The sequence below is a fragment of the Streptomyces typhae genome, assembly GCF_009755605.1.
Classification (GTDB): domain Bacteria; phylum Actinomycetota; class Actinomycetes; order Streptomycetales; family Streptomycetaceae; genus Streptomyces; species Streptomyces typhae.
The window spans coordinates 326,256-337,200 of the sequence record NZ_WPNZ01000006.1 but is presented as its reverse complement, the minus strand read 5'-3'; the positions used below and the strand labels follow the sequence as shown (position 1 = coordinate 337,200).

Below are 10,945 nucleotides of genomic sequence, written 5' to 3'. Positions count from 1 at the left end.
GGGTCACCTCCCGACCCGCTCCCGCACCAGGTCGACGAGATCCTGCACCGTCGTGATCGTGGAGAGCGACTCGTCCGGTATCTCGTCACCGGCCTGCCGCTGCAAGGTGAAGGCGATCTCCACCATGGAGAGGGAATCGATGCCGAGATCGTCCACCAACGACTTGCCCGGTGCCACCTCTTCGGCCGGAATTCCGGATACTTCTTCCACCGCCTCCGCGACAAAGCGAAGCGCGCTGTTCTGGTCCATGAGTGCGTCCATGCCCATCTTCTAATTCATGCGGTCACGACCGGTCAATGCGCCGTCGTGCACCGTTCATTACCGCATTCGGGGGCGTTGTTCGTCGTGCCCGGTCAGAAGCTTCGCCCTCCGAATTCCGATGCGAGGCCGCGTGTTCGGTGCGCTGCTATTCCGGTACGTGTACGTCTACGTCCACGTGTAGGCGTACGGGAATAGGCGCGCATCCCGGGCAGCACGGCGACGGCCACTGCCGGAACCGAACGACGCGGTCCCGGCCGTCTCCGTCCCGCCGGCGGGACGCCCCGCCGGGCCCCCGCGCACGGGCCGCGCAGCGCCGGAAGGCGGCCGCCGCGATGCCCGGACCGGCGTATCCGGAAGGGGGCCGCGGCCGCGGACGCGTGCTCCCGGAAGGGTTCCCGCGTTGCGAAAAGCGCAGGCGCGCTCCTCCTCGCCGCATTACACGGTGGTGCGGCGAAACGCCGCGAATCAGACCGCGCCGGAATGCGATCAACCACATGCCCCGGCCGGTCCCGCGGTCGGCCCATCCGGAACAACCGGCCATTCATTCCCCTGGACACCGCCCCGTACCCTGCCGCAGACTGCCGGAGTCCCGGGACCGCTCGGGACAGGTGAGAGTACAGCACGCTCACACGGAGGATGTCTTGCCAAGCAAGAGGTACGGGGGAATGCCTCCCGGCGTGAGGCCGCTAGCGCACTCGAATCCCACAACGATTACCGATCCGATTCCCGGAACCCTTGCGGGCGGGCTGCCGAGAAGTCGCGGTGCCCCGAATTCCCCGGAGCGGAAACGCGGATCGCAGGTACCGGTGAACGCGTCCGTGGTCGCCCGGCGCACCTCGCTCGACCTGCCGGTCGACCTCCCGCTGGAGCGGTGGCGGAGCCTCGGCGAGCACATCGCCGTCATCGCGGAGTCCTCCAGCTGGTGGCTCGGCGACTGGCTGATCTACGGTCAGGCCCACTATCCCGACCGCTACAAGATCGCTCTCGCCGACACGTCCCTGAGCTACCAGACGCTGCGCAACTACGCCTGGGTGGCGGGCCGGTTCGGGGTCGCGCGCCGCCACGACCGGCTGAGCTTCCAGCACCACGCCGAGGTCGCGGGTCTGGAGGAGCGCGTCCAGGACCACTGGCTGGAGCAGGCGGAGCGGCACGGCTGGTCGCGCAACGAGATGCGCAGGCACGTCAAGAACAGCCACAGCCTGCGCGCACGCGAACGCAGGCCGGTGGCGGAAGCGGCGGCGCGGCCGTCCTCCGGCGGGAAGCCGGCGGCCATCCGCTTCAAGATCACCACGGAGCGGCACATCCGCTGGCAGAAGGCGGCGGCCAACCAGGGGCAGGCGCTCGCCGAGTGGATCGTCGCCGTGCTCGACCGCTGCGCGCCCGCCACGGTGCGCACGGCGGCGGAGAACGCGGCCGCCACGGCGCTGGAGAAGTGCGGGGCCGGGCACGCGCGGCGCGGTCCCCTGGAGGCGTCGGCACCGCGGCACTGAGGCGGAGCCGCCCTCGGGGGTGACGGTGTCGCCGCACGGGGGCCGGACCTCCCTCGGGGGTGACGGTGTCGCCGCACGGGGGCCGGACCTCCCTCCGTGGTGACGGTGCCGCCGCACTGGAGCCGGACCGCCCCCGGCGGCCCCGGCTCCGCAGCACCGCGGCCGGTCCGTGCGTGACCGGCCGACCCCGAGTCGACCGAAGGGCCCGAGACCATGAGCATCAAGGTCTGGAACTACCTCGCGGAGTACGACGCCGAGCGGGCGGACGTCCTCGACGCCGTGGACACCGTCTTCCGCTCCGGCCGACTGATCCTCGGCCCCTGCGTCGAGGCCTTCGAGCGGGCCTTCGCCGACCGGCACGGCGTCCCGCACTGCGTCGGCGTCGACAACGGCACCAACGCCCTCGTGCTCGGACTGCGCGCGCTCGGCGTCGGCGACGGTGACGAGGTCGTCACCGTCGCCAACACCGCGGCGCCCACGGTGGTCGCCATCGACGCCGTGGGCGCGACACCCGTGTTCGTCGACGTGCACCCCGAGACGTATCTGATGGACGTCGAGCGGATCCCCGACGTCGTCACCGAACGCACCAAGTGCCTGCTGCCGGTGCACCTGTACGGCCAGTGCGTCGACATGACGGCGCTGACCGCGCACGCCGCCACCTTCGGACTCGCCGTCCTGGAGGACTGCGCCCAGGCGCACGGCGCGCGCAGGCACGGCAGGCCCGCGGGAACCATGGGGGACGCCGCGGCGTTCTCCTTCTACCCGACCAAGGTCCTCGGCGCGTACGGCGACGCGGGCGCCGTCCTCACGTCGTCGGCGACGGTGGACGCCGCCCTGCGCAGGCTGCGCTACTACGGCATGGAGGACCGCTACTACGTAGAGGCGACCCCCGGCCACAACAGCCGCCTCGACGAGGTGCAAGCGGAGATCCTGCGCCGCAAACTGACCCGCCTCGACGACTATCTGGCCGCGCGCAGGGCGATCGCGGCCCGCTACGCCGAGGGCCTCGCCGGCACCGGCCTCGTCCTGCCGTCCCTGGCGCCGGGCAACGACCACGTCTACTACCTGTACGTGGTGCGCCACCCGGAACGCGACACGATAATCGCCGAGATGGCCCGGCGGGACATCGCGCTCAACGTCAGCTACCGCTGGCCGGTCCACACCATGAAGGGCTTCGCCCGCCTCGGCCACCGCACGGGCGACCTGCCGGCCACCGAGCGGGCCGCCGACGAGATCTTCTCGCTGCCCATGTACCCCTCGCTGACCAAGGCCGAGCAGGACCTGGTGGTGGAGGCGCTGCGCGAGGTGCTCGCGGCGCTGTAGCGCCGGGGCCACCGCGCGCGGTGCCAGGGGTCGCCGCCGCGTTCAACGGGAGGTGCCGTCATCGTCACGTCGGAGCAGGGGCGCGGGTCCGCGTACGGGGAGCCGGACTCCGGGTTCGCCTCCTGGTGGGCCGAACGGCGCCGCGCGGCCCGCCTCTTCGTCACCCCCGTCCCGTTCCGCGAACTGCCGCACTGGTCCTTCACCCGGGACGGCGACCTCGTCCACGACAGCGGGCGCTTCTTCGCCGTCACCGGGCTGCGGGTGCACGGCCCCGCAGCCGGCGGACCGCCGCCGCGCGACCAGCCGGTGATCGTGCAGCCGGAGATCGGTGTGCTCGGCCTGCTCGTCGCGGAGCGGGACGGCGAACCGCACGTGCTGCTCCAGGCCAAGGCCGAGCCGGGCAACATCGACGGCATCCAGCTCTCGCCCACCGTGCAGGCGACCCGCAGCAACTACACACGCGTCCACCGGGGCGGCGCGACCCGGTACCTGGAGCACTTCACGGGACCCGGCCGCGGCCGGGTCCTCGTCGACTCGCTCCAGTCGGAACAGGGCGCGTGGTTCTGGCGCAAGCACAACAGGAACATGGTCGTCGAACCGGTCGGCGAGGTCGCCGAGCACCCCGACTACCGCTGGGTGGCGCTGCGTACCGTACGGCGGCTGCTGCGCGTCGACCACCTCGTCAACATGGACACGCGCTCCGTGCTCGGCTGCCTGCCGCCGGAGTCCGCGTCCGTGGCCGATGCGTCGGTGGCCGACACGTCCGTGACCGATGCGTTCGTGGCCGACACGTCCGCGCCGCGGTCCCTCACCAGCTGGCTCATCGACGCGAAACAGAGCTGCCCGTGGCGGACCCGGCTCGTCCCGCTGGCGGACGTGCGCGGCTGGACCCGGACGGACACGGAGATCGCCGCCGACTCCGGCCGGTCCTTCCGGATCATCGCGGTCCGGGTGGCGGCGGGCACCCGTGAGGTACGGCAGTGGGCGCAGCCACTGCTCGCGCCCGGCGGGCGTGGCCTCGCCGCGTTCCTGTGCCGATCCGCCGGACCCGTGCCCCGGGTCCTGGTCCGCGCCCGCACCGAACCGGGCCTCGGCGACCTCGTCGAGATCGGCCCCACCGTCCAGTGGACCACGGACACCGGGCCCGCGACGCCCGAGGAGGCCGGGCCCTTCGACGCCATGGCGCTGACCGCCGACACGGCGCGCGTACGGTTCGACGCGGAGCTGTCCGAGGAGGGCGGCCGCTTCCACCGGGCGGCGACCCGGTACCGCGTCGTCGAGGCCGACGACGCCCTCGACGACCTCCTCGACGGCGCACGACTCCCGGCCGACTACCGCTGGCTGACGGTGCCTCAGCTGCGCGCGCTGGTCGTCCGCGGCCAGCACGTCAACGTCCAGGCGCGCAGCCTCCTCGCCTGCCTGGCGGCACCGCCGCCACTGTGAGCCCCCGCTGAAAGGACATGTGCTGTGCAGACACGCGAGTTGGGAGTACGGGGCGCGCACGTGTTCACGCCCGACGTCTTCCCCGACGAACGGGGCCTGTTCGTCGCCCCCTACCAGCAGCCCGCGTTCACCCGCGCGCTCGGCGGCCCGCTGTTCCCGGTGGCACAGACCGGGCACAGCAGGTCCCGCCGTGGCGTGGTCCGCGGCGTCCACTTCACCCGAACCCCGCCCGGCATGGCCACCTACGTGCACTGCGCCCACGGCAGCGCCCTCGACTTCGTCGTCGATCTGCGCCTCGGCTCACCTACGTTCGGCCGCTGGGACCGCCTGGTCCTGGACGCCGTGACGTTCCGCGCGGTCCATCTGCCGGTCGGGGTCGGCCACGCCTTCCAGGCCCTGGAGGACGACACGGTGATGGCCTATCTGCTGTCGGGCGGGTACGCCGCCGACGACGAGAAGGCGGTCTCGGCGACCGACCCGGCCCTCGCGCTGCCCCTGCGGGACGACCTGCCCCGCCTCCTCTCCCCCCGGGACCGGGTGGCTCCCACGCTCGCGGCTGCCGAGCGCGCGGGGCTCCTTCCCGCGTACGAGACGTGCGTCCGCCTCGACGCCCGGCTGCACGAAGCCGCTCTGGCCGCGGCGGGGGAGCGTCATGGCTGACGTGCCGCGGTCCGAGGGGCCGGGGGCGGGGGTGCCCCGGGTCGCCGTGCTCGGGGCCTCCGGCTTTCTCGGCTCCGCCGTCGCCGCGACGCTCGCACGGCGGCGGCTCCGGCTTCGTCTGGTGGCGCGCCGCCCGAGCGCCGTCCCCGCCGGCCCGGTGGCCGAGGTGGAGGTGCGCGCCGCGGACCTCACCGACGCGGCGAGCCTGGCCGCCGCCGTCGACGGCGCCGACGCGATCGTCCACCTGGTGTGCCACCGCTCCGGCGCCCGCGCCTGGCGTACCGACGACGACCCGCAGGGGGAGTGGGTCAACGTCGGCATGGTGCACGCCCTCGTCGACGTCCTGCGCGCCGCTCGGGGCGGCGGGCCGCGCCCCGCGTGCGTCTTCGCCGGATCGGCGAGCCAGGTGGGGCTCACGGCCCGCACCCGGATCGACGGCACCGAGGAGGACCACCCCGCGAGCCGCTACGACCGGCACAAGGTCCTGGCCGAGCGGGCCCTGCTCGACGCCACCCGCGAAGGGGTGCTGCGCGCGGTCTCGCTCAGGCTGCCGACCGTGTACGGCGAGAGCCGCACGCCGACCGCTGCCGACGGCGGCGTGGTGACCGCCATGGCCCGCCGCGCCCTGGCGGGCGAGCCGCTGACGGTGTGGCGCGACGGCACCATCGGCCGGGACCTGCTGCACATCGACGACGCGGCGCACGCCCTCGTCACCGGCCTCGACCGGATCGACGAACTCGCTGGGCGGCACTGGCCGGTGGGCACCGGCCGCACGACCGCCCTCGGCGATCTCTTCCGCGCCGTGTCCCGGCTGGCCGCCGACTTCACGGGCGGGCAGCCGGTGCCGGTGGTCACCGTCGAACCCCCTGACCACGCGACCCCCGCCGACTTCCACAGCTTCACGGTCGACGCGACGGCGTTCCGCGCAGCCACGGGCTGGTCCCCGCACGTGCCCCTGCACGCAGGTCTCGTACGCACGGTGGGAGCGCTCGCGCGGGAGCGCGCCGCGGGGGCGGGGGCGGCGCGGCTCCGGGGGACGTGACACCTGCCCCCTGTGCGCGCCCCCCGCCCGGCTGCCCGCACACGTGCGGTGACTAGCCTGCCGGCATGGAAGCAATCCTGGTCAGTGCCTGTCTGCGCGGAGTGCCGTGCCGCTTCGACGGTCGGCACAAGGCCTCGCCGGAGTCGGCGCGCGCCGTGGACGGCCGTGACGTCGTCTCCTTCTGCCCGGAGGTGGCGGGCGGCCTCACGACACCGCGGCGGCCCGCGGAACTGGTGGGCGGCGACGGCCACGACGTCCTGGACGGAACGGCACGGGTGATCGAGGACACCGGACGCGACGTCACCGCGGAGTTCGTCGCCGGCGCCCACCGCGCACTCGCGGCGGCCCGGCACGCCGGCTGCACGGAGGCACTGCTGATGCCGCGCAGCCCCTCGTGCGGTCGGGGCAAGGTGTACGACGGTTCGTTCACGGGGGAGTCGCGGACGGGCGACGGGGTGACGACGGCCCTGCTGAAACGCCATGGGATCGCGGTGCGGGCTGCGCCGGGGCTGTGAGGGGGGCACCCCGGGGTTCCCGGGGTGCCCGTGGTGCGCCCGAGGCGCTCGCCACGCCGGTGGCGCGGGGCGGTGCCTGTGGTGTCTGCGGTGCCCGGGGCTAGGTGTTGCTTGGAGTGTGCGGGGTGTCTGCGGTGTCCGGGGTTCCGGTGGTGTGCCTGAGGCGCTCGCCACGCCGGTGGCGCGGGGCGGTGCCTGTGGTGTCTGCGGTGCCCGGGGCTAGGTGTTGCTTGGAGTGTGCGGGGTGTCTGCGGTGTCCGGGGTTCCGGTGGTGTGCCCGAGGCGCTCGCCACGCCGGTGGCGCGGGGCGGTGCCTGTGGTGTCTGCGGTGCCCGGGGTTCCGGTGGTGTGCCTGAGGCGCTCGCCACGCCGGTGGCGCGGCGCGGTGCCTGCGGTGCCTGCGGTGTCCGGGGTGCCCGTAGTGTGTCCGAGGCGCTCGCCGTGCCCGAGGCCCGGGGCGTGCCCGAGGCGCCCGGGAGTACCCGGAGGATGCCCGGTGCTCCCCGCGGGCTCAATGCCCCATGCCCAACCCTCCGTCGACCGCCATCACGGCCCCCGTGATGTACCCCGCCCCGGGCCCCGCGAGGAAGTCGACCGCCGCCGCGATCTCCTCCGCCGTGCCCATGCGCCCCAGGGGCACGGACGCGGTGATGGCCTCGATCCGTGCCTCGGTCAGGGACGAGGTCATGTCCGTGTCGACGAGACCCGCGGCGATGACGTTCACGGTGATGTCGCGCGGCGCCAGCTCCCGGGCGAGGGAGCGGCCGAAGCCGATGAGGCCCGCCTTGGACGCCGCGTAGTTCGCCTGCCCCGCCGTGCCGAGGAGCGCGGAGACCGAGGAGATGAGGACGATCCGGCCCCGGCGTGCGCGCATCATGGGCCGCACGGCCCGCCGGGCCACCCGGAAGGTGCCGACGAGGTTGGTGTCGAGGACGGCCCCGAAGTCCGTCTCCGACATCGTCGCGAGCAGCCGGTCACGTGCGATGCCCGCGTTCGCGACGAGGACCTCCACCGCGCCCTGCTCGGCCTCGACCTCCTTGAAAGCGCGGTCCACCTGCCCCCCGTCCGTGACGTCGCACCGCACCCCGAAGAGCCCCGCGGGCGGCCGGCCGGACCGGAACGTGACCGCCACCCGGTCGCCGCCCGCGGCAAGCCGCCGGGCCACCGCGAGCCCGATGCCGCGGTTGCCACCCGTGACCAGAACCGAACGTGCCATCACTGCCTCCCCGTACCGTCCCACAGTCCCCGTACGGACACAGTCCCCGTACGGACTGACGCCATGCCGCGCGCTCAGGTCGCGCGGCGGATCACCAATTGCTCGATGCCGTCGAGCAGCCGCTGGAGTCCGAACTCGAAGGGGGCGCCCGCGTACGGTGTCGCCCCGGCGGCGAGGGCCCGCCGCAGTGCCGGATAGCGGTCGAAGTCCACGAGCTGCCCGAGCACGTCGTCACGCTCCCGCGTGCTCATGCCCTCCCGGCCCTCGGTCTCCCCCCGGCCCTCGGTCTCCCCCCGGCCCTCGGTCTCCCCCCGGCCCTCGGTCTCCCCCCGGCCCTCGGTCTCCCCCCGGCCCTCGGTGTCCCCTCGGCCCTCGGCGGTGGCGGCCCCCCTGCCCGCCGGGCCGTCCGCCGCGGCCTCCTCGGCGCCGCGCAGCCGTCCGAGGCCGCGCACATAGGCGTCGACGGTCTCGATGGCGGACAGCTTCTCCGCCTCGCGGAGCCCGGTGCCGTCGAAGACGCGCAGCGCGGAGTCAAGCCAGCGCAGCATGTTCGGCCCCGGTACCTGCTCGGCCGCGCCCAGTTCGAGGACCCAGGGGTGCCGCCTGATCTGCCGCCAGTCGTCGTGCGCGAGCGCGGTGAGCTTGGCGCGCCAGTCGCCCGGCCACTCGTGCGGCAGGGTCGGTCCCACCGCGACCGCGTCGAGCATCAGGGCCTCCAGCTCGGCCCGGCCGGGGACGTAGGTGTAGAGCGACGCGACGCCGACACCGAGCTGCGCGGCGACCCGGCGCAGCGACATCGCCGCGGGGCCGTCCCGCTCGACCACGTCGATCGCGGCCTCGACGATCCGCTCCCGGGTGAGCCCGCGCGCGGGACCGCGCGAGCCACGGGTGTCCCCGCCCCAGAGCAGCGCGAGGGCGCGCTCCTGCGGGGTGGAGGTCGGCACCGTGGGTGAAGCGGGCAGTGGATCCGTCACCAGGGACATCCTCCAACGGGCCGGCCGCCCTCACGCGCGGCTCACTCTTTGCGATCAGCTCGCAACTCAGTATACCGTTCGGAGTTAACCGAACAGTGCTCGGAGTGGGGCGGACACATGATCGGAGACAGCCCGGAGGCGGACGCCCCGGCAGCGAAAACCCCGGCAGCGAAGACCCGGACAGCGGGCTCCTCTCAGGCGGGTGTCCCTGAGGCGGCCTCTCCGGAGACGGGCGCCCCGGAAGCGGCCACGGAGAAACCGTCGCCCTCCCGCCGCCGCGAGGAGCGCACGCTGTACGCGGCGGCGTTCACCAACGGCCCGAACGAGCTGTTCGACTTCGTCCTGCCCCTGTGGGCGGGCGCGGCCCTCGGCCTGACCGCCACCGAGGTCGGCATCCTGATGGCCGTGGAGATGGCCCTCTCCGTGATCGCGCGACCGATCGCGGGTGTGCTCGCGGACCTCTTCGAACGCCGCTACGTCGCCGCGACCGGCGCGTTCCTGTACGCGGCCGCCGCCGCCGGGTACGCCCTCGCGCAAAACGCCGCCTCCGCGTACGCCGCCGCCGCGGTCGGCGGGGTGGGCGGCGCCCTGCTGTGGGTGGCGGTCCGCGCCATCATCAGCGAGCGCCTCGCGGAGGACTCCGCGGTCTTCCCGCGCCTGCTCGCCTCCCAGGAGACGGGGTCCTGGGTGGCCTTCGTCGCCGGGATGGTCCTGACCGGCGGGATCGGCTTCGACGGCGTCTTCTGGGCGTGCGCCGGAGCCTGCCTCCTCGCCGCCGTCCTGCTGCTGTCCTCGCCCCGCGGGCAGAAGGCGTTGGGGCCAGGGCCGGGGCCCGCGGCCGCCGTCGCCGGGCTCGGTGCCGTCGGCCGCAGGCTCCGGCCCATGCTGCTCGCCGTCGTGGTGACCATGGCGGCCGAGGCCGCGATCTCGCTGCTGCTCCTGATGCACCTCCAGCGGGAGTTCGACTTGGAGGTCGTCGAGGTCGCGTACGTCTTCCTGCCCGGGGCGATCGTCATGAGCGTCGCCGCGGAGCGCCTGCACACCTACGTCGTCCGCTTCGGCCGCACCCGGATCCTGATGTACGCGTCGTGCGCCAGCGCCGCCTTCGCGGCCGGCCTCGCGTGGGCGCCGCACCCCGCCGTCATCGCCGTCCTGTGGATCCTCAGCGGCCTCGCCTGGGCGGCGGTCATACCGATCCAGCAGGCGGTGATCGCGGAGGCCTCCGGTGACCACGCCGGGCGCGGCATGGGCGTGTACGAGTCGGCGAACCTCCTGGGCGCGCTGGTCGGCGCCCTCGCCGCGGGGATGCTCTACGACGGCGCGGACTGGACCGTGGCCTGTCTCGGCGCGGCGGTCCTGATCCTGGCCGGGGCGGTGATCGTGCCCCGCGCGGTGCGGAGCCTCGGTGTCGCCGACGTGCCGCCGCCCCCGCCGGAGCCGCGGCGGGACGCTTCCGGGGCGCAGGCCGCTTCGGAGAAGGCCGTTGCGGGCAAGGCCGTTCCGGCGAAGGACGAGCCCTCTGAGAACTGCCCCCCTAAGAACGGCCCCCCTAAGGACGAACCCTCAAAGGACGGCTCCCCTGAGGACGAACCCTCAAAGGACGGCTCCCCTGAGGACGAACCGCCCAAGTCGCGGCAGCAGATCCTCCGGGAGCTCGCCCTGCACGCGGCCGCGTACGCCCTCGCACAGGTCGTCCTGCTGCTCCTCGGGCTCTCGTGGCTGCACGACCTCGTCGCGGGGGACACCGCTGACGTGCTGCTGCACGGCGGCGGGCAGGAGTCCGGGTTCGCCCGGGTGCCGGAGGACGGCGGGAAGATCTGGACGTTCGTCCTCGCCGGGCACGCGCTGTGGGCCGGTGCGAAGTGTCTCGCGCTCTCGCTGCGGGGAGAAGTCCACGCCGGGCGGTCCAAGGGCTGACATTCGGCCAAGTCTTGTTTAATGCAGGGCAGTTGCATTATTCTCCCGCCGACGGGTATGCCAAGGGCAAGAACGTGCCACCCCTGTCCCCGGTGGCGACAGCT

Annotated in this window: 10 protein-coding genes; 7 read left to right on the top strand and 3 right to left on the bottom strand. The window is 73.8% G+C overall.

From position 1 onward, the window contains the following. Positions 1–3 precede the first annotated feature (3 nt). Positions 4–249, bottom strand: a complete 246-nt coding sequence (locus tag GPA10_RS13640; RefSeq protein ID WP_214660346.1) for an acyl carrier protein — start codon at positions 247–249, stop codon at positions 4–6. A gap of 818 nt (positions 250–1,067) precedes the next feature. Here GPA10_RS13640 and GPA10_RS13635 point away from each other — a divergent pair. The 6 genes from GPA10_RS13635 (at position 1,068) to GPA10_RS13610 (ending at position 6,734) form a co-directional block, all read left to right on the top strand. After that, positions 1,068–1,751 (top strand): LmbU family transcriptional regulator, encoded by a 684-nt coding sequence (locus GPA10_RS13635; RefSeq protein ID WP_198351590.1) that lies wholly within the window; start codon positions 1,068–1,070, stop codon positions 1,749–1,751. A gap of 213 nt (positions 1,752–1,964) precedes the next feature. Next, the gene (locus GPA10_RS13630) at positions 1,965–3,074 is read left to right on the top strand and encodes a DegT/DnrJ/EryC1/StrS family aminotransferase (RefSeq protein ID WP_157165728.1); all 1,110 of its coding nucleotides are present in this window, start codon (positions 1,965–1,967) and stop codon (positions 3,072–3,074) included. 60 nt (positions 3,075–3,134) lie between these two features. Further along, positions 3,135–4,517, top strand: coding sequence for an NDP-hexose 2,3-dehydratase family protein (locus GPA10_RS43685; RefSeq protein ID WP_343040805.1), 1,383 nt, complete (start codon positions 3,135–3,137; stop codon positions 4,515–4,517). 24 nt (positions 4,518–4,541) lie between these two features. Further along, positions 4,542–5,177 (top strand): dTDP-4-dehydrorhamnose 3,5-epimerase family protein, encoded by a 636-nt coding sequence (locus GPA10_RS13620; RefSeq protein WP_058852785.1) that lies wholly within the window; start codon positions 4,542–4,544, stop codon positions 5,175–5,177. Next, on the top strand, positions 5,170–6,219 hold the full coding sequence (locus GPA10_RS13615; protein ID WP_157165726.1) for an NAD-dependent epimerase/dehydratase family protein: 1,050 nt from the start codon (positions 5,170–5,172) through the stop codon (positions 6,217–6,219). The genes GPA10_RS13620 and GPA10_RS13615 overlap by 8 nt, the downstream gene beginning before the upstream one ends. 65 nt (positions 6,220–6,284) lie before the next feature. Next, the gene (locus GPA10_RS13610) at positions 6,285–6,734 is read left to right on the top strand and encodes a 2-thiouracil desulfurase family protein (protein WP_157165725.1); all 450 of its coding nucleotides are present in this window, start codon (positions 6,285–6,287) and stop codon (positions 6,732–6,734) included. A gap of 511 nt (positions 6,735–7,245) precedes the next feature. Here the strand turns inward: GPA10_RS13610 and fabG are convergent. Both fabG and GPA10_RS42415 read right to left on the bottom strand, forming a co-directional pair. Next, positions 7,246–7,950, bottom strand: a complete 705-nt coding sequence (gene fabG, locus GPA10_RS13605; RefSeq protein ID WP_157165724.1) for a 3-oxoacyl-ACP reductase FabG — start codon at positions 7,948–7,950, stop codon at positions 7,246–7,248. A gap of 74 nt (positions 7,951–8,024) precedes the next feature. Further along, positions 8,025–8,924 (bottom strand): TetR/AcrR family transcriptional regulator, encoded by a 900-nt coding sequence (locus GPA10_RS42415; protein ID WP_343040785.1) that lies wholly within the window; start codon positions 8,922–8,924, stop codon positions 8,025–8,027. Positions 8,925–9,041: 117 nt separating this feature from the next. On the opposite strand from GPA10_RS42415, the gene GPA10_RS13595 reads away from it, so the two are divergent. Beyond that, positions 9,042–10,841 (top strand): MFS transporter, encoded by a 1,800-nt coding sequence (locus tag GPA10_RS13595; RefSeq protein WP_157165722.1) that lies wholly within the window; start codon positions 9,042–9,044, stop codon positions 10,839–10,841. The last annotated feature ends 104 nt before the right edge of the window (positions 10,842–10,945 follow it).

Bases quoted from the DNA above. Each gene is read 5' to 3' on its own strand.
- GPA10_RS13595 (WP_157165722.1), top strand. From the start codon at position 9,042: ATGATCGGAGACAGCCCGGAGGCGGACGCCCCGGCAGCGAAAACCCCG.
- GPA10_RS13630 (WP_157165728.1), top strand. From the start codon at position 1,965: ATGAGCATCAAGGTCTGGAACTACCTCGCGGAGTACGACGCCGAGCGG.
- GPA10_RS13615 (WP_157165726.1), top strand. From the start codon at position 5,170: ATGGCTGACGTGCCGCGGTCCGAGGGGCCGGGGGCGGGGGTGCCCCGG.
- fabG (WP_157165724.1), bottom strand. From the start codon at position 7,950: ATGGCACGTTCGGTTCTGGTCACGGGTGGCAACCGCGGCATCGGGCTC.
- GPA10_RS13610 (WP_157165725.1), top strand. From the start codon at position 6,285: ATGGAAGCAATCCTGGTCAGTGCCTGTCTGCGCGGAGTGCCGTGCCGC.
- GPA10_RS13640 (WP_214660346.1), bottom strand. From the start codon at position 249: ATGGACCAGAACAGCGCGCTTCGCTTTGTCGCGGAGGCGGTGGAAGAA.